Raw genomic sequence first — 21,328 nt, forward strand, 5'->3', positions numbered from 1 at the left:
ACCACCAAAAGGGGTGAACGGTCGTAACTTTCCCGTGCGGTTGGCGTTCCGTCGCGCTAGGAGATCATTCGCGCACGCATAGTTGCGAACACCAGTTTGGTCACGCCGGGGTCAACTCCTGTCGGGCGACGCGGCGCCGGGCCGCGACCGCCGGGTCGAGAGCGGGTGCGGCGGCCAGCAACTGCCGGGTGTACGGGTCGCGCGGATTGTCGTACACCTCGTCGGCGGGGCCCGACTCGACGATGCGCCCCCGCCGCATCACCGCGACGCGGTCGCTGACCTGGCGTACGACGGCGAGATCGTGAGCGACGAACACCAGCGCGAGGCCGAGTTCGCGCTGCAACTCGCCGAGCAGGGCGACCACCTGTGCCTGGGTCGTGACGTCGAGCGCCGAGCCGGGCTCGTCGCAGACGATGACGCGCGGCTCGGCGGCCAGCGCCCGTGCGATGCCCACACGTTGGCGTTGGCCGCCGCTGAACTCGTGCGGATAGCGGTCGAAGTGTGCCGGGTCGAGCCCCACGCGCTCCAGCAGCTCCCCCACGCGCCCGCGGACGCGCCCCTCGTCACTCTCGCCGCGCGCCCGCAGCGGGTCGGCGATCGACTCGCCCACACTGCGGCGGGGATTGAGGGAGGAAACCGGGTCCTGGAAGACCATCTGCACGGCCGGGCCGGCCCCGGACCGCGCACGCCCCTCGTAGCGCACCTCGCCGGCCGTCGGCTCCAGCAGCCCGACCAGCATCCGCCCGAGCGTCGTCTTGCCGCTGCCGCTCTCGCCGACGATCCCGAGGGTTTCGCCCCTGCGCACGGTCAGCGACACGTCGTCCACGGCCGCGAACGCCCGCTTCCCGCGCCCGAACTCGCGCCGCAGGCCGACGGCCTCCAGCACGACCTTCGCGGAGCCGGCGGCGTCCCCGGGGACCCGCCTGGCGTCCACGCGCGCTACCGCGGCGAGCAGGGCGCGGGTGTACGCCCGGGCGGGTGCCCCCAGGACGGCGACGACCGGGCCGCGCTCGACGGCCCGCCCGTGCCGCATCACCAGCACGTCGTCGACGCTCTCCGCCGCGACACCCACGTCGTGCGTGACGAGCAGCAGGCCCATGCCGGTATCCCCGCGCAGGGTGTGCAGCAGGTCGAGGATCTGGGCCTGGACGGTCACGTCGAGCGCGGTCGTCGGCTCGTCGGCGATCAGCAGGTCGGGCTCACAGGCGAGCGCCATGGCGATCAGAGCGCGCTGGCGCATCCCTCCGCTGAACTCGTGCGGCCGGAACCGGGACCGCCGTACCGCGTCCGGAATTCCGACGCGGTCCAGTACGTCGACGGCACGCGCGCGTGCGGCTCGCCGGGACGCCCTGGTGTGCACCCGGTACACCTCGGCGATCTGGTCGCCGACCGCGTAGTACGGGTCCAGGGAGGACAGCGGGTCCTGGAAGACCATCGCCGCCTTCGCCCCGCGCAGCCGCCGCAGCCCTGACTCGGACGCCTGCTGTACGTCGGTTCCGGCGACCCTGATCGTGTCGCCGACCTCCGCTCCCGTACCGCGGTGCAGCCCCAGCAGGGCGGACGCGACCGTGGACTTGCCCGAGCCGGACTCGCCGACCAGGCCCAGCGCGGCGCCCTTCGCGAGCCGGAACGACAGCCCGTCCACGGCCCGCAGCGAGCCGAAGGCGACCGTCAGGCCGTCGACCTCCACCAGCGCCCTGCTCTCCACGCTCTCCACGCTCTCCACGCTCTCCACAGGAACCTCGTTTGAGGCCTTGTCCAAGCTCATATGAGCACCACCCGTCGATCGGCCACCGCGTACAGCACGTCCGCGACGGCGTTGGCGATGACCACGAAGAAACCGGTGACCAGGACCATGCCGACGACCACCGCCAGGTCGACCGCCTTGACCGCCTCGACGAGTTCCTGTCCGAGACCTGGCAGTCCGAAGAGCGTCTCGGTGAGCACCGCGCCGCCGAACATCGACCCGAAGTCCGTGGCGGTCAGGGCGATCAGGGGCGCCACCGCACCCCGCAGCGCGTGTCGCCCGATGATGGACCGCTCCCCGACGCCGTACGCGCGGAAGGTGCGTACGTGCTCCTCGGCGAGCGTCTCCAGCATCGACGCCCTGGTCAGGCGGGCGTACTTGGCGGATTCGACGAGGGCCAGCGACAGCCAGGGCAGCAGCAGGTTCCAGGCCCACTGCTCGGGATCGTCGGCGAAGGGCACGTAGTGCGGGAACGGCAGCAGCTCCAGCTGGCCGCAGACGACGATCATCAGGATCAGGCCGATGACGAAGACGGGCGTGGCCGTGCTGGCCAGTGTGAGGCCGGTCAGGAGGCGTTCGGTGGGCCGGCCGCGCCGCCAGGCGGAGAGCACTCCGGTGCCGACGCCGATGAGCAGCCACAGCGCCATCGCGCCGAGCGCGAGCGAGCCGGTGACCGGCAGTTTGGCCAGGATCAGCTCGGTGACCTGCCAGGCGCCCCGGCCGCCCCGCCCGTCAACTTCCCGGGTACGGCCAGGGGTTGGCCCGGCAGTGGATTCCTTCGTGGTCGAGGAACTTGGTCTGCTGCTGCATGACGGGGGCGAGGTCGTCGTCCTTGTCGCAGGTCACGTGCCCGTAGCCGAGGCGATGGCCGACCTCGTGGTTGATGAGCATCTGCCGGTACGCGTAGATCTTGTCGCCGTAGGTCACGGACCCCTGCGCCCATCGATAGGCGTTGATCATCACGCGGTCGGTGGCCGCCGAGTCGCAGGACACGTTGTCCTCGGTGGTGTCGAGACCGGACTTGGCGCACCAGAAGGCGGTGGTGCCGGGGCTGGCCAGCGTGATCACGAAGTCGGGCTTGCCGGAGGAGATCCGCTCGAACGTACGGCCGCCGTTGTGGGCCCAGCTCCGCTTGTCGTTGAGCGTCTTCTGCACGGCCTGCGCGAACAACCCCCCGTCGAGTCCGAGGCCCTGCTCGACGTCCACCCGGTACGTGTACTTCTGCCCCGGCCCCGGCGCCTTGGCGAACCCGCGGATCGCGTCGAACTTCCCCGAGCCCTTGAGGGCCGCCCCTAGCGCGTACGTCCTGGCCATCTTCTGGTCGTACGTCGGTGTCGTCACCGCGGCCGGCGCGTCGGACGCGGAGGGGAGGCTGTCACTGCGCGCCGCGGAGTCCCCCGAGCCCTGGACGTCCTGACCCGAGCCGATCGCGGTCTGCGTCCGCACACCGCCGCCGCCGTCCTCGCCGCTGGTGACCTGCCCGGCCACGACGACCGCCAGCACGGTGGTGACGGCGGCCGCCGCGATCCCGGTGAACGCACGCCCCTTGCCGCCCTTGCCCGTGACCGCCACCTCGGCGGGCGGGGCGTACGGGTCGGCGGGGCGCGGTGTCCGGACGCGGTGCGGGAAGCGGTCGACGTCCTCGACGGCGGTGCCGGGCAGGCCGACTCCGTCGAAGGCGTCGACGTACGACTGCCGGGGGCCGGCAGCGTTCGCCGGAGGCGCGGGACGCTGACGCGGTATGGCGGGACCGACTCCGGCCCGCCCGCCGAAGTCGCCCCAGCCGCCGCCGGATTCACGCTGCTCGGGATGCCCCGCTCCCCGGACACGCGGAAAGCCGTGCGCGGGCGTGCCCTCAGGGAGACGTGGGAACCCATGAGCGGGCGTGCCGTCGGGAACGGTGAAACGGGGCCCGCCTTGCCCCTGTTGCCCCTGGCTCCAGCCCTGTTGAGGTTGCTTCCCCTGTGGAACCACAGGGATGTTCGCCTTGTCGCCCGTACTGGCGCTGCCGCCGGATCGCCCGCGGCGGCTGTGACGTCCCACCTCGCGTCTCAGCTCCCCGCGTTCGCGGCGTCGGCCCGGCTGCCGACCGTCCTCGCTGCCACAGTACCGGCATCCGTCTGCAACTCACCTGCGTCCTCGAGCAGTTCACGGAACGCCGCCGCGACCGTCTCCGGGTACTCCATCATCGCCACGTGCCCGGCATCGGGCAGCGAGAGCAGCCGCGAGTCGCGGAAGGTGCGTGCCGCGCGCTGGGCCATGCGGTAGGAGACGAGCTGGTCCCGGCCGCCGTAGACGAGGAGCGTCGGCGCGAGCACGCGCTCGGCCTGGCGCCACAGCCCGTGCTGACCGCCGAGCGTGTACGCGTTCACGATCCCGCGCGCGGAACGCGCCATCGCATCCCAGAAGTACGGCAGTTGCAGCCGCCTCTCCATCTCTTCGACCGCGTTGCGGAATCCCTCGGGCGTCACCTGCCCAGGATCCCCGTAACAGAGTGCCGTGACCCCGCGGACGCGCTGTTCGGCACTCCACTCCGCGGTCAACCGGGTGAACAGGCGGGCCACGCCGGGCAGGGCGAGCAGCCCGGTCGGCACCGCGTTGCGCTGCACGCGGATCTCCGGCAGCGCGGGCGAGACGAGCGTGAGCGTCCTGACGAGGTCGGGCCGCACCGCCGCGACCCGGGTCGAGACCGCGCCGCCCAGCGAGTTGCCGAACAGGTGCACGGGACCGCGCCCGGAGGCGTCGAGGTACCGGATGACGGCACGCGCGTGCCCGGTGACCGAGTAGTCGCCGTCGTCCGGCGGCGGGGAGTCGCCGAAGCCCGGCAGGTCGAGCGCCTCACTGTCGACGAGCTCGTCGTTCAGCGGCATGAGCGCGGACCAGTTCTGCGAGGAACCGCCCAGGCCATGGACGTACAGCGCGGGCGGCAGTCCCTCGCGCGCGGGGGGCCGCGACCGCACGGTCAGGGTGATCCCCGGCAGACCGACCGAGCGCAGCCGCTCGCCCTCAGCGACCCTGACGGGCGCCACCTTCGGAAGCACATTGGTGGCCGGCACGTAGGGCGGCTCGGTCGAAGACATGCGGCAATGTTACGAGACGATCACGCAAGGGTCCGTGTGTTCGGCATCACAGGGCCGGTGTCCTGCTGCCCGGCGCTCCGATCACCTGGCATCCCGATCCCGTGTCTCCTACGCTCGTAACAGGGCACCCGCAGGAGAACCACACCCCCGGGAAGGGAGCCCAGCATGGCCGTCGAACCCACCGACCCCGAGATCTTCGAGGACATCAAGAACCCCGAGGACTACGAGGGCGAGGACAGCGCCACCGAGTTCGACGTCGAAACCCCCGAGGCCGACGCCGCCGATCAGCGCAGGGACGTCACCCCGCGGCACGACGCCCCGGTGACCGGCGAGAACACCGACCGCGCGAACGAGGCCGACCTCGCGGAACAGGCCCGCGTCGTGACACTGGACGAGGACGACTACCGATAGCCGCCACCGTGCCGCGCACCAAGCACGGGATTTGTTGCCATTTGGACAGATAGCCCGGAACATACAGTCGCTCGGTCGAGGAATTTCTGCGCTCGCACCGCGCACACCACGGTTACCGAAAAGTACGATGGCGGCGCGGCGCACACCGCATGTGACGAAATTGGGAGGCGGCGTGACAGCCATCGAGCAAACTGAGGCGGCACGCCCACGGGGCACGCGGTTGCCGCGTCGCGCCCGACGGAACCAGCTGCTGGGCGCCGCCCAGGAAGTGTTCGTGGCGCAGGGCTACCACTCCGCCGCGATGGACGACATCGCCGAACGGGCCGGCGTCAGCAAGCCGGTGCTCTACCAGCACTTTCCCGGCAAGCTCGACCTCTACCTCGCCCTGCTGGACCAGCACTGCGAGGCACTGATCGAGTCGGTCCGCGCGGCCCTGGCCTCGACCTCGGACAACAAGCAGCGCGTCCGGGCGACGATGGACGCGTACTTCGCGTACGTGGAGGACGACGGCGGCGCCTTCCGCCTGGTCTTCGAGTCGGACCTGACGAACGAGCCCGCAGTGCGCGAGCGCGTCGACAAGGTGACCAACGAGTGCGCGGAGGCGATCTGCGAGGTCATCGCCGAGGACACCGGCCTCTCGCGCCCGGAGTCGATGCTGCTGGCCTCCGGGCTGGGTGGCCTCTCCCAGGTGGTGGCGCGGTCCTGGCTGCACAGCGACCGCAGTGTCCCGCGCGATCAGGCGGTCCAGTTGCTGGCGTCGCTGGCCTGGCGCGGCATCGCCGGTTTCCCGCTGCACGGCACCGAGCACCACTGACCGCCCGTTTGTTCCCGCCGGCTGTTCGCTCCTGGCGTTCCCGGGCGGAACATGTACGTCCCCTCACCGGGCTAATGTGTGCTGGGTACGGCGCGGACGCCCGCGCACTTCACTGACCGTCGGAGGGACATAGCCGTGGAGGTCAAGATCGGCGTGCAGCACGCGCCCCGCGAGATCGTTCTGGAGAGCGGTCAGAGCGCCGAGGAGGTCGAGCGGGCCGTGTCCGAGGCGCTGGCCGGCAAGTCGGCGCTGCTGAGCCTCGTGGACGACCACGGCCGCAAGGTCCTGGTACCGGCCGACCGTCTCGCGTACGTCGAGCTCGGCGAGCCGACGGCCCGCAAGGTGGGCTTCAGCGCGCTGTAGGGCACGTAGGGACACGTAGGTGGGTGGGGCCCGGCGGTTTCGAACCGCCGGGCCCCAGTCATGTCCAAGGACACAGGCCCATTCACAGGTTGACCACACGTCACCCTTACAAGTGGGTTGCCCTGCGCAGGTCACGGGTATGACGGGCTGAGAACGTCACGCGCAGACAGGCTGTGGGAGGGACCTCGACATGTTCTTGGAAGCACTCGGCTCCGCGATCCTCGGCCTCGCCCTGGCATGGGCGGCGGCCCGCCGGCTGCCCGACCGCCTCCCCGCACGCCCGCTGGTCCTGTCGACCGGTGCGGCCGGAGCGCTTTTCGGCGCCCTGATCACGCACAGCGCGCTCAGTTCCGGCCACTTCGTGCTGATCCTGCTGGGCGCGGCGGCGGTCTCCGCCGCCTCCGTCTCCCTGCTGCTGCGCCCTAAGGGAAGCCTGCGCCGCACATCGGCAACGGCGTAGCCGAGCCGATAGGGGCGCGGGGAACTGCGCGACAAGCCCCCCACCGGCGCGCAGATGACGGCGAACCCCAGCAGTGTGCCTATGCGGCGAGCCCCAGCGCAGCCATCCGCTTGGTGTGCGCCTCAGTGATCCGGGAAAACATCCGCCCGACCTCGGCGAGGTCGAACCCGTCCGCGACGCCACCGACGAGCATCATCGACAGCGCGTCCCGGTCCGCCACGACCCGCTGCGACTGTGACAGCGCCTCGCCCATCAGCCGCCGCGCCCACAGCGCGAGCCGCCCGCCCACGCGCGGCTCCGCGTCGATCGCCGCGCGCACCTTCTCGATGGCGAAGCTCGCGTGCCCGGTGTCGTCGAGGACCGCCAGCACCAGCTGGCGGGTGTCCGCGTCGAGGCGGGCGGCGACCTCGCGGTAGAAGTCGCTGGCGATCGAGTCACCGACGTACGCCTTGACGAGTCCCTCCAGCCAGTCGGAGGGTGCCGTCTGCTTGTGGAAACCGTCGAGCGCGGCGACGAACGGCTCCATCGCCTGGGCCGCGTCGGCGCCGATCTCCGTGAGCCGGTCCCTGATCTGCTCGAAGTGGTGGAACTCCGCAGACGCCATCTTCGCCAGTTCCGACTTGTCGAGGAGCGTCGGCGCCAGCTTGGCGTCCTCGGCGAGCCGCTCGAACGCGGCCAGTTCGCCGTACGCGAGCGCGCCGAGGAGGTCCACGACCGCGGCACGGTACTGCGGGTCGGTGGCAGCCTGCGCCCAGTCCTGGGCGGCGATTCCGGTGGGTGCGGGAGCGGCGTCGGCCGCGGTCTCAGCGGGGGTTTCGGGGGTACCGGAGGCGTTGTCAGGCGTCGTCATGAAGCGCACAATAGCCCGCTGGCCGCAAGGCGGGAGTCCCTGCTCAATCAGTGTGACGACCACTACGTGACCGAATCGGCCATCGCATGCGCGCGATTCCAGGGTATGGTGGTAATGCGCCCGCTGAGTTGAAAGACGTATCTCGACGGGCCACACGAATGAGGATGCCCGGTCGGTGGCCCGATCGGCTCCGACCCGACAGCTCTCCTCATCCGTACGGCACGATGCGTACGGAGTTCGGAGGGACCCTCAGCGGTACGAGCGCTCGAGCGTCGGCAGTGGTCCCGTGCCACTCGGCCCGCCCATGAGGCGGCCGATGTTTCCGGCCCGGTCCCGACACGACCCCCCGCGCTCGCCTCGCACCGCGTACACAGAAGAGGCACTGCCCTGACTACGACTTTCCGGGATCTCGGAATTCTGCCCGAGACCGCCGAGGCGCTCGAAGCCGTCGGCATCATCACCCCCTTTCCCATCCAGGAGATGACCCTTCCGGTCGCCCTCAGCGGCTCGGACGTCATCGGCCAGGCCAAGACCGGCACCGGCAAGACGCTCGGCTTCGGTCTCCCGCTCCTTGAGCGCGTGACCGTCCCCGCCGACGTCGAGGCCGGCCGCGCCAAGCCCGAGCAGCTCACCGAGGCCCCGCAGGCCCTCGTCGTCGTCCCGACGCGCGAGCTGTGCCAGCAGGTGACGAACGACCTGCTGACGGCCGGCAAGGTCCGTAACGTGCGCGTTCTCGCCATCTACGGCGGCCGGGCGTACGAGCCGCAGGTCGAGGCCCTCAAGAAGGGCGTCGACGTCGTCGTCGGCACCCCGGGGCGCCTTCTCGACCTCGCCGGCCAGAAGAAGCTGAACCTGAAGCACGTCCGCGCGCTCGTCCTCGACGAGGCCGACGAGATGCTCGACCTGGGCTTCCTGCCCGACGTCGAGAAGATCATGAACATGCTGCCGCCCCGCCGTCAGACGATGCTGTTCTCGGCGACCATGCCGGGCGCGGTCATCGGCCTGGCGCGCCGCTACATGTCGCAGCCCACGCACATCAGCGCCGCCGAGCCGGACGACGCGGGCAAGACGGTCGCGAACACCGCGCAGTACGTCTACCGCGCGCACAACATGGACAAGCCCGAACTGGTGGCGCGGATACTGCAGGCCGACGGCCGGGGACTGGCCATGGTCTTCTGCCGTACGAAGCGCACGGCGGCGGATCTCGCCGACCAGCTCGCGCAGCGCGGTTTCGCCTCCGGCGCCGTCCACGGCGACCTCGGCCAGGGCGCCCGCGAGCAGGCGCTGCGCGCCTTCCGCAACGGCAAGGTCGACGTACTCGTGTGCACGGACGTGGCCGCGCGCGGTATCGACGTCGAGGGCGTCACGCACGTCATCAACTACCAGTCTCCCGAAGAGGAGAAGACGTACCTGCACCGCATCGGCCGTACGGGCCGCGCGGGCGCCAAGGGCATCGCGATCACGCTGGTCGACTGGGACGACATCCCGCGCTGGCAGCTGATCAACAAGGCGCTGGAGCTCAACTTCAACGACCCGCCGGAGACGTACTCCACGTCCCCGCACCTGTTCGAGGAGTTGAGCATCCCGGTCGGCACCAAGGGTGTCCTGCCGCGCGCGGAGCGCACGCGCGCCGGCCTGGGCGCCGAGGAGGTCGAGGATCTCGGCGAGACGGGCGGACGCGGTGGCCCGCGCGGTCGCGGCGGCCGTTCCGGTCCCTCCTCCGGCCCGTCGGCTGCTGCCGCGCCGGCGGCGGAGCGCGAGCGCCCGGCACGTACGCCGCGCAGTCGCCGCCGTACCCGTGGCGGTGCCGGCGCGGACGCGCCGACGACTCCGGTCGCGTCGACCACCCCGGTCACCGAGGCACCCGCCTCGTCCGAGCAGCCCACCGAGCGCCGTACACCGCGCCGCCGTCGCCGTACGCGCGGCGCTGCCGCGGAGCCGGCGGCGGCCCCCACGACGACGTTCGTCGAGCCGTCGGCCGAGGCCGCCGTCGCGCCGGCGCAGGACCCGGCCCCCGAGTCCACGGAGAGGTCGCGCCGCCGCCGTACCCGCAGGACGGGGGAGCCCACGCAGGCCACCCCGGTCGAGGTGGTCCCGGTCGAGACGCCGGCGGCCCCCGAGGCCGAGACGCCGGAGGAGCAGCCGCGCCGTCGCCGTACGCGCAGGACGGCGGAACCGGTCATCGACACCGTCGAGACGCCGGTCGTGGCGGAGACCAAGCCGCGCCGCGCCCCCCGCACGACCACGGCGACGGCGACGGTGACCGCCGAAGCCGCCGTGGACACGGCGGAAGGCGTCGAGGCCAAGCCGACTCGCCGGACGGCCGCCCGCAGGGTGACCGCCGACGCTCCGGCCGCGGAAGCCGCCGTCGACACCGCCGAGGCGACCGAGGCCAAGCCCCGCCGCCGCACCCGCAAGGCCGCCGAGCCCGTAGCGGCCGTGGTCGAGGCCGCTCCGGAGACTCCGGAGCCCGAGGTCACGAAGCCCCGCCGGACGCGCAAGGCAGCGGTGGCCGCCGTGGACACGGCCGAGGCGACCGAGATCAAGCCGCGGCGCGCTACCCGCAAGGCCACGGCAGCGACCGCACCGGCCGCCGAGGCAGTCCTCGACACCGCCGAGGCGGTCGAGGCGAAGCCGCGTCGCCGTGCGACCCGTAAGGCCGCCGAACCGGCGGTCGTGGCGGAGACGGCGAGCATCCCGGCCCAGCCGACCTCGGCCGAGACCCCGGAGCCGAAGCGCCGTACGACGCGCAAGGCGACGGCACCTGCCGCGGAGGCCGCCGCGGACACCGCGGAGGGCGTCGAGGCCAAGCCGACGCGTCGCCGTGCGACCCGCAAGGCCGTCGAGGCCCCGGTCGTCACGGAGCCGGAGGCCACGGAGCCGAAGCCGCGTCGTACGGCCCGTAAGGCGACGACGACGGCCGCGGAGGCGGCTGTCGACACCGTCGAGGCCAAGCCGCGCCGGACCACCGCCCGCAAGGCGACCGCCGCCGCTCCGGCCGCGGAAGCCGCCGTCGACACCGCCGAGGCGACCGAGGCCAAGCCCCGCCGCCGCACAGCACGCAAGGCGGTCGAGGTCGTCGCGGACATCCCCGCCCAGGCGGCGGACGAGGCGGAGGCCAAGCCGACGCGTCGCCGTGCGACCCGCAAGGCCGCCGCACCGGCGGTCGTCGTGGAGGCGGCACCGGAGGCCGCCGAGGCGAAGCCCAGGCGCCGGGCCACCCGTAAGGCCACGGTCAGCGCGCCGACCACGGACTCCGTGGAGGCCTGACCACCCCGGGGCCCCGGCCCTCAGCACCACCGGCCACACCCCGACGGCCCGGCCACCTCATCAAGGTGGCCCGGGCCGTCGGCGTTCTGCTGACAGCCTGCTCCGTCGGAGACCAGGGCCCATGCGCACGCCTGTCGCCCGCTGCGGCAACAACTGCTGTCGCCGTCTCTCTCCGGCGTGCGGCGGTACGCACCGCACCGCACACCCAGCTCCAGGCAGCCGACCGCCGACGTTCTCCCGAGGCCTCCGCCACCATCGCCGCCGCGCTCAACCTGCCCGACCGATTGCTCGGCCAGCCCCTGCACACGCAGGCGAATCGTCCCCGGCCCTCGCCGACCGGCGACACCCCCGCACGCCGTTCCTGCGCCAGCGCCGGGCGCCGGCATCTCCCCCGGCCCGCGACCGCACCCCACCGCACCCCACCGCACCTCACACCCCTCGTCCGTACGCGATGAGACGTTGCCGCTTCCTCCGGCCGAATCCGCCGGACAAGCCCAGCCGCGCCCCCGCACCCCCGCACCCCGTACCCTCGTTCACCCGAGCCGCCGCCCGGTCCTTCAGGTGCGCCGGATAACCTCGGCATATGAGCAGGCCTGCGACCTTCGCCCCGCCCCCCGGTGCCCGTGCGTACGCCCTGCGTACCGCGCGTGGTGAGTTCGCCGTCGTCGATTCCTCCGTGGCGGCCGGCGTCGAGCCGAAGGGGACCGTTCTGCTGCTGCCCGGGTTCACCGGCAGCAAGGAGGACTTCATCTCGACGCACGAGCCGCTGGCCGCGCGCGGGTACCGTACCGTCGCAGTGGACGGGCGCGGGCAGTTCGAGTCACCCGGCCCCCGGGACGACGAATCGGCTTACTCACAGGCCGAGTTGGCACAGGACGTGCTCGCGCAGGCGGCTGCCGTCGGCGCCCCCGTACACCTGGTCGGGCACTCGCTCGGCGGGCAGATCGCCCGGGCCGCGGTCCTCCTGGACCCCTCCCCGTTCCTCTCCCTGACCCTCATCTCCTCGGGCCCCGCCGAGATCTCCGAGGCGCAGCAGCAGCGCGCGAAACTGCTGCGGGACGCGCTCGCCGTGATGAGCATGGCCGCCCTCTGGAAGGCCATCCAGGCCATGGACGATCCACAGGCCGGCGGCGACCTCGACTCGGTGGACGCCGTGGACGCCGGACTTGACGACCGCGAGGACCTGCGCCGCCGCTGGATGGGCAACAGCCCGGCCCAACTCGTCGCCACCGGACGCCAGTTGTGCTCCGAGCCGGACCGGGTGGCAGAACTCGCCGCGGTGCCGCTGCCCTTCCACGTCCTGTCCGGCACCGAGGACGGCACCTGGGCCGTCCCGCTCCTCGACGACATGGCCGTACGACTGCGCGCGCACCGGACCGTCATCGCGGGCGCCGAACACTCCCCCAACACGGACCGCCCCCTGGAGACGGCCCGCGCCCTTGCCGACTTCTGGGACACCCTCGCGTAGTGATGTTGTTCAGTACTGCGTCTGCAGGTGCTCCCAGAAGCCGTCCCGCAGCGCCCGCCGCAGCTCGGCCTGCCCGCGCAGCGAGTACTGGAGCAGCCCCTCCGCCTCCACCAGCAGGTCCTGATCGACGGACCCCGGCAGATACGGATGCCCGGGCAGCAGCTCGACCAGCGCCTCGCGCCCCCGCGCGGCCAGCCACTTCGCCGCGACCTGGGCGCCCACGAACCGCACGTCCTCTCGCGTGGGCCGCGTCCCCGTCGACGACTCGTAGGACGCGACCGTGCGCCGGACCACGTACGGCTTGAAGAAGTCGAGGTCGAACGTGCGCTGGCTGTCGACCTCCCACAGGAGCGGCTCGGCCTGGTTGCGGCCCTCGGGCGCCTCGATGCCCCACAGGTGGACGCGGGCCCCGTACCCCTGCGCGGCCTCGACCGCCGACACCAGGTCCTCGTCGCCGCCGATGAGCGCGGCGTCACTGATCGCGCGATGCCGGGCCAACGACTCCAGGTCGGTGCGGATCAGGGAGTCGACGCCCTTCTGCTGGTTGTTGGCGTTGAGGTTGCCCAGGCGGACCTTCACATCGGGGAGTTCCGCGATGGACTGCTGCTCGATCGTGTGGATGCGGCGCCGGGCACCGTCGTACCAGTAGACCCGCAGCAGCCTGCTGTCCGCGAAGATGGTGCGAGCCTTGTCGATGAGCGCTTCGATGAGACCTTCCGCGTCCAGCTCGACGGAGCGGCGGTCCTCGGTTCCGGCGACGAGCCGTCCCGCCGCCGCGTACAGATATCCCGCGTCGACGAAGATCGCGTGCGTCGAGGGTGTCTTCGCCACCTCGGCGAGCATGCGGTGGAGCAGTTCGTTCGTGCGGTCGATGCGGGCGCTCAGCTCCGCGTGGTCGTCGTTGTTCATATACCTCCATTGTCTCGGCGGTCACGCTTCGAACACAACTGGTCCCGGTCAGTCTCCTGCGGCGTCTTCCGCTCGCCCGCGTTAACGGGGTGGTAGTTAGACGTGCGAAAAATTTCCTTAGCGTAGGGAATGTTTGTAACATGCGGGTAGTTGACTAGATACGTAACCAAGTAGTTCTCCTCAGGAGGATGACCAGACGAAGGGAGAAGCCCATGCGCTTCGAAATCATGCGTCTTGACGACGTCGACGGAACCCCCGTGGACAGTACGGTCGTGGACGCCGCCTCCGTCAACCGGATCGTGCAGCAAGCAGCCTCGATAGGGCAGCGTCTCTGGATCCGCCCGGCCGACACCTCGGCCTCATAACGCGCGGACGACGCTCGCCCACGACGAGCAGACTTCGGAACCCCCGTACGGCATGGATGCCGTACGGGGGTTCTGCTCATGGGCCCCGGCATTAGCTCTGGCAGGAGCTCCGGTGCGAGCCCTGGGTGTGCGCCCTGGGGGGGGCTCCACAGCCGTCAGCTCTGCTGGATCACCTGGGTGATGCCGTTGATGATCTGCTGCACGGCGATAGCGGACAGCATCATCCCCGCGAGCCGGGTCACCAGGACCACCCCACCGTCCTTGATGACACGGATGATCAGCAGCGAGTACCGCATGACCACCCACAGCACGACATGGACGGCCAGGATCGCCGCCCACACCGACACCTGCATGGCCACGCCGTCAGCCTTCTGCACGGCCAGGATGACCGACACGATCGCACCGGGCCCGGCGAGCAGGGGCATGCCGAGCGGCACGAGGGCGACGTTCACGTCCTTGGTCTGCTTGGGCTCGTCCGTCTTGCCGGTGAGCAGGTCGAGGGCGATCAGCAGGAGCAGCAGCCCGCCGGCGATCATCAGCGCGGGCACGGAGACGTGCAGATAGCCCAGGATCTGGTGCCCGAGCAGCCCGAACACGGTGATCACAGCACCGGCCACACAGACAGCCTGGAACGCCATCCGCTTCTGTACGCGGGCGGGCCGGCCTGCGGTGAGCGCGAGGAAGATCGGGGTGATCCCGGGAGGATCCATGATCACGAAGAGGGTGAGAAAGAGCGAGCCGAAGACGGCGACGTCGAACATGGGTGAGCGAGCCTTGCGTAGATGTAGACACGGGGAAGAGGGAGGGTGAGCGGAGAGGGATCCGGGCCGAGGGGGCCGGGCCGAGGCTCAGGCTCCGCCGGTCCCCGGCACCGGGAACGCCCCCGTGGCCCGCCGCGTGATCTCGCCGTACACCTCGGGGTCCGTCGTGTACTCCCCGAGCACGCAGGTCTTGCGGCTGCCGTGGTAGTCGGAGGATCCGGTGCCCAGCAGCCCCAGCTCCGCAGCGAGGCCGCGCAGTCGCGCCCGGGTCGCCGGTTCGTGGTCCATGTGGTCGACCTCGATGCCGTCGAGCCCGGCGGCGGCCAGCTCCGCGATCGCGGACTCCGGAACCGTCCGCCCTCGCTTGCTCGCGGCCGGGTGCGCGAACACGGCCACCCCGCCGGCCCCCTTGATCAGCCGCAGCGCCTCGAAGGGGTCGGTCTCGTGCTTCGGCACGTAGGCCCGGGCCCCGTCAGCCAGCCAGTCACCGGTGAAGGCGTCGTTCACGGTCGGTACGACGCCCAGCTCGACCAGCGCGGTGGCGACATGCGGTCGGCCCACGGATCCGTCACCGGCGATCCGCGCGACCTGCTCCCAGGTGATGGGCACGCCCAGTTCCTGGAGCTTGGCCACCATCCCCTGGGCGCGCGGCACCCGGTCGTCCCGCACCAGCTCGCGCTCGGCGAACAGCGCGGGTTCCTCGGGATCGAACAGGTAGGCCAACATGTGCATGCTGACCCCGTCGAGCCGGCAGGACAGCTCGGCCCCGGTGACCAGTGTGAGCCCGGCGGGCAACGCGGCGATCGCCTCGGCGTACCCACGGGTCGTGTCGTGATCGGTCAGCGCGACGACGTCGAGCCCGGCCGCAGCGGCGTTGCGCACCAGCTCGGCGGGCGTGTCCGTACCGTCGGAGGCGGTGGAGTGGCAGTGCAGATCTATACGCACGGTGCGGACTCCAGGCGACGACGGGGACGGACGAGACGCGCCAAGCATAACGGGCCCGGAGGGCAACCTGTCACACCTGAACCTTGCAATCGCCCCTTACGGGATCGCCCTTGCAGGGACGCGGGGAACTGCACGACAAGCCCCCACCGGCCCGCACACGACAACGAACCCGCGCGCCCCAGAAAATCCGGTGGAGCGCGCTACGGCTGAAGCAACCGGGGCGAGAGCGCCCCACAGGGCACCAGCTCCAGCTCCGCCCCCGCGTCCCGCAGATCCGTGAGCACCAGCTCGTCATACATCAGCAACCCGGACTGCTCGGGCCACACCACCGCCCACAACCACAACCCGAGCGCCTCACCCGCGAACACCGCACGGTCATCGGGTCCGCCCGCGACATGCCACAACGGAGTGGGCCGCCCCGCCGCCAGCACCTTCGCCTCGGCGGGCTTCTCGACGTTCATGTACGGCCCCGGGTCGGGCCCGTCGATGCCCGCGTACCGCGCACCGAGGCCGACACCGAGCTCCTCGGCGACCAGGATCAGCTCACCCATGCCCCCGAGCGGACCGGGACCCGTGCAGGCCACCGCCGTCGCACGGCCGCCGCTGCGATCGTCACCCGCACAGCCCACGCCCGTGAACAGCCAGCCGACCGGCAGCGGCCACGGCATCCACACCGGCACCTGGGTGCGGTGCACCACGACACCGAGGGCCTCGACGCTGGGCGGGATCACGGGCTGCAGCGGATGCACCGTCCCGTGCACATCGCACTGCCAGGAGTCGGCAAAGAGGCCGGGAGCCCTGACCCGGCCACCACACTTCGGGCAACTGGGTTCGCCCCTCATAGAGCCCCACGGTCCTCCCCGTCCTCCCTCACGTCAAGGACGATCACCCGTCCGGAGTGACACGTTTCCGTCCTTTCCCTCAGGTGGGATTAGATGTAGATTGCATTAATTAGCTGCGCTAACTTACTATGTGCCTACACCAACGACCTCTCCGCGGGTGGGGCCCGCGAGTCGTGAAGGAGCAGGCATGCACAGCAGTCGGGGCGGCGGCCGGCGGCAGCGCGGCGGCGATCCTGCTGTACGAATCCGCACTGGGCCTCGGCATGGCGTGCGGCCCCCTGCTGGGCGCCCTGCTGGGCAACGCCAGCTGGCGCTACCCCTTCTTCGGCACCGCGTTCCTGATGGCCGTCGGCTTCCTCTGCATCGCCGTGTTCCTGAAGGAACTGCCGAAGCCGGTCCAGAAGACCTCACTGCTCGACCCGATCAAGGCGCTCGGCCATGGCGGCCTGGCCTCCGCCGCGGTCTCGTCCTTCTTCTACAACTACACGTTCTTCACCGTGCTGGCCTTCACCCCGTTCGTGCTCGACATGACGCCCTACAGGTCCGGCGGCGTGTTCTTCGCGTGGGGTCTGCTGCTGGCCGTCTCGTCGGTGCTCGTGGCCCCGCGTCTCCAGCGGCGGTTCGGCTCGCTGACGGTGCTCGGCGGCTCGCTGGTGCTGCTCGCCGTCGACGTCCTGGTCCTCGGCTACGGCAGCCACACCACCGCCGTCGTCTGCACGATCCTGTCCGGCGCGTTCATCGGCGTGAACAACACGGTCTACACGGAGCTGGCGCTGGGCGTCTCGGACGCGCCGCGCCCGGTGGCGAGCGCCGGCTACAACTTCGTGCGCTGGTTCGCCGCGGCTGCGGCCCCGTTCTTCGCGCCGAGGATCGAGGAGTGGAGCGACATCCACATGCCGTTCGTGGTCGCGGCGGTGAGCGCCGTGCTCGGCGCGGCTGTGGTCGTCGTACGCCGGAAGTCGCTCACCCACGAGGTGGAGGAGCTGGAGGTTCGGCACGCTTCCGAGGACAGTGTGGGCGTCTTCTCGAACTGAACGCTCCGCGGAGGGCGTGGTGATGTGCTCGCCGGCCGGTGAGGACTGGTCGCGCCCCGCGGCGGAGCCGCAGATCCGGCACAGCCCCGCGCCCCTTGCGGGGAGCTGCCCAACTGGCTTCTCCCAGGCGGCCGTTGGTGACTTCGGTCACTCCGGAGTCGGACGCGAGGGTCAGTCCAGCGGGACGGATCTGCGGGCCGGGTCCCGTAGGTCCGTCCCGTTGGTGAGCCAGCGTTCCTGGAGGGCCTGGGCGCCGTGGACGCGCTTCCAGGCGGCCTCGTTCGCGGTCATCGGGAGCAGGGGCAGGAAGCGCACCGGGTCCAGGGGCGCGTCGAGCTCCAGGTCCTCGACCAGGCCACCCGGCTCCGCGACCAGGACCGAGGTGAAGGGCGCCCCGGGCCAGAGCGGCTCCCCGACGTCGAGCGAGGCACCGGGGGCCACGATCACACCCTCGACCTGCGGGGACGCGGCGAGAACCGCGAGCGGGCGCAGCACCTTGTCGGTGTCGGCGAGGCCGGCCCGGACGGAGATGACCAGTTCGGCGCGCGGGCCCTTCACCGGGTCGGCGAGCACCGCCGTGGGGTCCGCCATCGGCAGCGCGGACATGCCGAGGGTGGCGTAGCGGACGATCTCCCCGTCCTGGTCCCGGTCCGGGAATCGCAGCACCTCGACGCGGTCCGTGCCGAGGAAGGTGACCGCGGCACGCGCGTCAGGTTCGCCCAGTGCCGTACGCAGCCGGGCCTCGACCAGAGGAAGAACATCAGACATGCGCCGAGCATAGGACTCGTCGGTAAAGGGCAAACGCGCACCTTGACAGTTCGGTCGGCTGTTACCCTTGGCCGGGTTCGGGCAGCGCGCAGATGGGGTACCACCCAGGCCTTCAGGGCCCTGGGGGAGTCGCGATCGAGTCCCGACACCGCTGAAGTTCCCCCTAGGGGGCTCCCCTTGAAGGGGAATGGATCGTCCCTCACGAGGGACCGGCCGGAGGAGGTGGGGCTGCAATGGATCGAAGTCATCCGTGCAGTAGCACCCGCTCTTCCGCCCGCTGATGTAGTTGCTCCGGCTTCTCCCGGCTGGCTGTCACCTCTCGCACTCGCGTCATCGCGGAAGAGCACTTGGTTTCGTTTTGCCTGATCCATGTGATCTGCGTCAGTTCTGAATCAGTAGCGAAGCTCACCACCGCGACGGTGCGGTGCTCCCCGCTTTGTGGACGTGCCAAACATCCTCAGCCAGGACGTCCCCATTCCGGGCAGTTCCAACCGTTGTCGGCGGTCTTTCGTTGCCTGTAGCGAAGGAACCTGCCAATGTCGATGATCAACAACCTGCGTGCCGCCGTCCGCCCCTCCCGTCCCTCCCTGCGCAAGGACGGCAGCGGCTACGACACCACCCGCGACCCCTCGACGCCCTCCGCCGTCGTCGACTGCGCCGTCTACCGCGACGGCGCCCGGATCGAGACCCCGAAGGCGCTGACTCCGCACGAGGCGATGCGCAAGGTGCGCCGCGACGGCGGCTTCGTGTGGATCGGGCTGCACGAGCCGACGGAGGGCGAGTTCTCCGGTATCGCCAGCGAGTTCGGGCTCCACCCGCTCGCCGTCGAGGACGCGATCCAGGCCCACCAGCGGCCCAAGCTGGAGCGGTACGACGACACGCTCTTCACCGTCTTCAAGACCATCCACTACGTCGACCACACCGAACTCACCGCGAACAGCGAGGTCGTGGAGACCGGCGAGGTGATGTGCTTCACCGGGCGGGACTTCCTCATCACCGTCCGGCACGGCGGCCAGGGCTCCCTGCGGGCACTGCGCCACCGCCTCCAGGACGATCCCGAGCTGCTCGCCAGGGGCCCCTCCGCCGTGCTGCACGCCGTCGCCGACCACGTAGTCGACGGCTATGTGGCGGTCGCGGACGCCATGCAGGACGACATCGACGAGGTCGAGACGGAGGTGTTCTCACCGGGCCGCAAGGGCACCCCGCGCGGTACGGACGCCGGCCGGATCTACCAGCTCAAGCGTGAGGTCCTGGAGTTCAAGCGGGCCGTCTCGCCGCTCCTGCGGCCCATGCAGCTGCTGAGCGAGCGCCCGATGCGGCTGATCGACCCCGACATCCAGAAGTACTTCCGCGACGTCGCCGACCACCTGGCCCGGGTCCAGGAGCAGGTGATCGGCTTCGACGAGCTGCTCAACTCGATCCTCCAGGCCAACCTCGCGCAGGCGTCCGTCGCGCAGAACGAGGACATGCGGAAGATCACGTCCTGGGCGGCGATCATCGCCGTACCGACGATGGTGTGCGGCGTCTACGGCATGAACTTCGACTACATGCCCGAGCTGCACTGGAAGTTCGGCTACCCCGTGGTCATGACGGCCATGGTGGGCCTGTGTGTGGGCATCCACCGCACGCTGAAGCGCAACGGCTGGCTGTGACGGCCGCCGGGGCGGCGGACGCCTCGCTACCCTTCTGCCCATGACTGACACGCTGCTCGACCGGGCCCTCGTCGAGGAGGCCACCAAGAAGTCCGGGCTCATCTGGGTCAAGGGCAACGGTGTGGCCGCGCCGCACGTCGCGGGCCATGGCGTCCCGGCCCGTGCGATGTGGCACGTCTGGCACGAGGGCGCGGCCGTGCTGGTCGGCGACGGGCCCGGTGAGCAGCCGTTGCCCGGCCTGGTCGAGGGGGCCGACGCGGAGGTCACCGTCCGCAGCAAGGACAAGGGCGGCCGGCTCGTCACCTGGCAGGCGACGGTCGTGGAACTGGCCCCGCACTCCCCGGAGTGGGAGGCCGCGGTCGCCGAGCTGAAGGGGAAGCGGCTGAACGCGCCGGACGGGGAGGCGATGACGGATCGGTGGGCGCGAGAATGCCGGGTGGTGCGGTTGGTGCCGCGCGCCGGGGTTGTGCGCCCTCTGCCGGACGGGACGCTGGCGGCGCCGCCGCTGCCGAGCCCGGCGACGACGCGGGAGCCGATCCCTGCGGGGTTGCCGCGGCTGCTGTTCAAGAAGCGGAAGCGCTCCGCGGGGTAGGTGGTTTGTTTGCTGCGGGTCGGTGGGGGCTGGTCGCGCAGTTCCCCGCGCCCCTTAAGGGGCGCTGTGCCGCGCCGGAGTTCACCGGTCCGCTTTCGGGGGCGCTGCCCCCTCAGGACGCCGGCAGCTGTTGCCCGTAGTCGACCGTCTCGTCCTTCGCCGGTTCCTCCAGGGGGAAGTCCTTGCCCCAGTCGCTCAGCAGCAGCGTGCCCGCGCCGCCCGCGCGGACCAGGCGCAGGGGGTACGGGGTTCCCTCCAGCGAGACGTCCAGGGTGCCGCCGGCGCCCTTGTCGCCGGTGATGCGGATCGTGCGGACGCCCGACTGCTTGTGGCGGCCGTCCTTGGCGAGGCTGCCGTGCAGGGTGAGCAGACCGTCCAGGAGAACGTCCTTGTCGGTGAAGCCGCTGAACTTCTTGTACGAGGGGTCGCCCGTCGGGACCTTCACGAAGAGGCCCCCGAGCTTCGCGGCGGCTGCCGCGTCCGACTCTCCGTCGTCGCCCTTGGCGCCGTCCTCGTGGCTCCAGAACGCCGCGTCGGCCTTCAGGAACAGGTGCTCCCCTACCCGCAGCAGCCGGAACGCCGACCCCTTCGCGGTGACCGAGCCGGTGCCGCCGTCGTCCTTGAGGCTCATGTCGAGGGTGTACGTGGTCCCGCTGGTCACCACGGTCCCGGAGAGGCGGACGGCGTCGGCGGACCGGGCTGCCGTACGGGTCTTCGTCTGGATGGTGTCGGCGGACAGCTTGCCGACCCCGTTGGTGCCCTCGTCCGGGTCGGCGGCGCATCCTGTCAGCCCTGTCCCCGTCACGAGCAGTGCGCATATCGCGCTCACCAGTCCGGCGCTGCGGGTACGGCCGCGGGGAATCACAGACACGGGTGAGGCTGCCTCTCGTACGGGTGTCCTGAGGGGTGTGGACGGCAGCGTACCGGTGCCGTCGGCCCCCGGCGGAGCCAGTCCGTCCGGACCCCCCACCAAGGCGCGGCCGAACCGGACGGGCTA

19 protein-coding genes and 2 pseudogenes are annotated in these 21,328 nt (G+C 71.1%); 10 read left to right on the forward strand and 11 right to left on the reverse strand.

All coding sequences use genetic code 11. The features are described from left to right. Positions 1–100: 100 nt before the first annotated feature. The 4 genes and pseudogenes from IEY89_RS10435 to IEY89_RS10450 all read right to left on the reverse strand — a co-directional run bounded on the left by IEY89_RS10435 (position 101) and on the right by IEY89_RS10450 (position 4,827). On the reverse strand, positions 101–1,690 hold the full coding sequence (locus IEY89_RS10435) for a dipeptide ABC transporter ATP-binding protein (protein ID WP_189147222.1): 1,590 nt from the start codon (positions 1,688–1,690) through the stop codon (positions 101–103). A 74-nt stretch (positions 1,691–1,764) separates the two neighbouring features. Then, a pseudogene (locus IEY89_RS10440) lies at positions 1,765–2,457 on the reverse strand (ABC transporter permease); the annotation flags it as partial. A 22-nt stretch (positions 2,458–2,479) separates the two neighbouring features. Next, positions 2,480–3,790 carry a DUF3152 domain-containing protein gene (locus tag IEY89_RS10445; RefSeq protein ID WP_189147042.1) on the reverse strand — a complete coding sequence of 437 codons (1,311 nt, stop codon included), beginning with the start codon at positions 3,788–3,790 and terminating at the stop codon, positions 2,480–2,482. 8 nt (positions 3,791–3,798) lie between these two features. After that, complete coding sequence (locus tag IEY89_RS10450; protein ID WP_189147043.1) at positions 3,799–4,827, reverse strand: alpha/beta fold hydrolase; 1,029 nt, start codon at positions 4,825–4,827, stop codon at positions 3,799–3,801. Positions 4,828–4,992: 165 nt separating this feature from the next. Between IEY89_RS10450 and IEY89_RS10455 the strand changes: the two genes are divergently transcribed. From IEY89_RS10455 to IEY89_RS10470, 4 genes are all read left to right on the forward strand, one after another. After that, positions 4,993–5,238 carry an Rv3202a family protein gene (locus IEY89_RS10455; RefSeq protein ID WP_189147044.1) on the forward strand — a complete coding sequence of 82 codons (246 nt, stop codon included), beginning with the start codon at positions 4,993–4,995 and terminating at the stop codon, positions 5,236–5,238. Positions 5,239–5,410: 172 nt separating this feature from the next. Beyond that, a complete protein-coding gene (locus tag IEY89_RS10460; protein WP_189147045.1) occupies positions 5,411–6,052 on the forward strand; it encodes a TetR/AcrR family transcriptional regulator in 642 nt (213 codons plus the stop codon). Between the two features lie 135 nt (positions 6,053–6,187). Next, complete coding sequence (locus IEY89_RS10465; protein ID WP_006379546.1) at positions 6,188–6,415, forward strand: DUF3107 domain-containing protein; 228 nt, start codon at positions 6,188–6,190, stop codon at positions 6,413–6,415. A 190-nt stretch (positions 6,416–6,605) separates the two neighbouring features. Then, positions 6,606–6,875, forward strand: coding sequence for a hypothetical protein (locus IEY89_RS10470; RefSeq protein WP_189147046.1), 270 nt, complete (start codon positions 6,606–6,608; stop codon positions 6,873–6,875). Positions 6,876–6,954: 79 nt separating this feature from the next. Here the strand turns inward: IEY89_RS10470 and IEY89_RS10475 are convergent, their stop codons facing one another. Continuing rightward, positions 6,955–7,734 carry a ferritin-like fold-containing protein gene (locus IEY89_RS10475; RefSeq protein ID WP_373287223.1) on the reverse strand — a complete coding sequence of 260 codons (780 nt, stop codon included), beginning with the start codon at positions 7,732–7,734 and terminating at the stop codon, positions 6,955–6,957. Between the two features lie 471 nt (positions 7,735–8,205). Here IEY89_RS10475 and IEY89_RS10480 point away from each other — a divergent pair, with 471 nt between their 5' ends. Together IEY89_RS10480 and IEY89_RS10485 are read left to right on the forward strand one after the other, a co-directional pair. Further along, positions 8,206–10,995 (forward strand): DEAD/DEAH box helicase, encoded by a 2,790-nt coding sequence (locus IEY89_RS10480; RefSeq protein ID WP_189147048.1) that lies wholly within the window; start codon positions 8,206–8,208, stop codon positions 10,993–10,995. Between the two features lie 583 nt (positions 10,996–11,578). Continuing rightward, the gene (locus IEY89_RS10485) at positions 11,579–12,463 is read left to right on the forward strand and encodes an alpha/beta fold hydrolase (RefSeq protein WP_189147049.1); all 885 of its coding nucleotides are present in this window, start codon (positions 11,579–11,581) and stop codon (positions 12,461–12,463) included. Positions 12,464–12,472: 9 nt separating this feature from the next. Here the strand turns inward: IEY89_RS10485 and IEY89_RS10490 are convergent, their stop codons facing one another. Further along, on the reverse strand, positions 12,473–13,372 hold the full coding sequence (locus tag IEY89_RS10490; protein ID WP_189147050.1) for an NYN domain-containing protein: 900 nt from the start codon (positions 13,370–13,372) through the stop codon (positions 12,473–12,475). A gap of 212 nt (positions 13,373–13,584) precedes the next feature. Between IEY89_RS10490 and IEY89_RS10495 the strand changes: the two genes are divergently transcribed. Further along, complete coding sequence (locus IEY89_RS10495; protein WP_006374340.1) at positions 13,585–13,737, forward strand: DUF8834 family protein; 153 nt, start codon at positions 13,585–13,587, stop codon at positions 13,735–13,737. A 155-nt stretch (positions 13,738–13,892) separates the two neighbouring features. Here IEY89_RS10495 and IEY89_RS10500 read toward each other — a convergent pair whose 3' ends face one another. From IEY89_RS10500 to IEY89_RS10510, 3 genes are all read right to left on the reverse strand, one after another. Next, complete coding sequence (locus tag IEY89_RS10500) at positions 13,893–14,498, reverse strand: MarC family protein (protein WP_189147051.1); 606 nt, start codon at positions 14,496–14,498, stop codon at positions 13,893–13,895. A gap of 87 nt (positions 14,499–14,585) precedes the next feature. Next, positions 14,586–15,443 (reverse strand): PHP domain-containing protein, encoded by an 858-nt coding sequence (locus IEY89_RS10505; protein ID WP_189147052.1) that lies wholly within the window; start codon positions 15,441–15,443, stop codon positions 14,586–14,588. Positions 15,444–15,643: 200 nt separating this feature from the next. Then, a complete protein-coding gene (locus tag IEY89_RS10510; protein WP_189147053.1) occupies positions 15,644–16,285 on the reverse strand; it encodes a DUF6758 family protein in 642 nt (213 codons plus the stop codon). Positions 16,286–16,479: 194 nt separating this feature from the next. Between IEY89_RS10510 and IEY89_RS10515 the strand changes: the two are divergent. Further along, positions 16,480–17,319: pseudogene (locus IEY89_RS10515) on the forward strand (MFS transporter); the annotation flags it as partial. A 171-nt stretch (positions 17,320–17,490) separates the two neighbouring features. Here the strand turns inward: IEY89_RS10515 and IEY89_RS10520 are convergent. Continuing rightward, positions 17,491–18,087, reverse strand: coding sequence for a suppressor of fused domain protein (locus IEY89_RS10520; protein ID WP_189147054.1), 597 nt, complete (start codon positions 18,085–18,087; stop codon positions 17,491–17,493). Positions 18,088–18,623: 536 nt separating this feature from the next. On the opposite strand from IEY89_RS10520, the gene IEY89_RS10525 reads away from it, so the two are divergent. Further along, positions 18,624–19,739: a magnesium and cobalt transport protein CorA gene (locus IEY89_RS10525; protein WP_189147055.1), complete on the forward strand. Its 1,116-nt coding sequence runs from the start codon at positions 18,624–18,626 to the stop codon at positions 19,737–19,739. A gap of 40 nt (positions 19,740–19,779) precedes the next feature. After that, positions 19,780–20,331, forward strand: coding sequence for a hypothetical protein (locus IEY89_RS10530; protein ID WP_189147056.1), 552 nt, complete (start codon positions 19,780–19,782; stop codon positions 20,329–20,331). A 112-nt stretch (positions 20,332–20,443) separates the two neighbouring features. On the opposite strand, the gene IEY89_RS10535 is transcribed toward IEY89_RS10530, so the two are convergent. Next, positions 20,444–21,202 (reverse strand): hypothetical protein, encoded by a 759-nt coding sequence (locus IEY89_RS10535; protein WP_189147057.1) that lies wholly within the window; start codon positions 21,200–21,202, stop codon positions 20,444–20,446. Positions 21,203–21,328 lie beyond the last annotated feature (126 nt).

The organism is Streptomyces lacrimifluminis, assembly GCF_014646095.1.
Classification (GTDB): domain Bacteria; phylum Actinomycetota; class Actinomycetes; order Streptomycetales; family Streptomycetaceae; genus Streptomyces; species Streptomyces lacrimifluminis.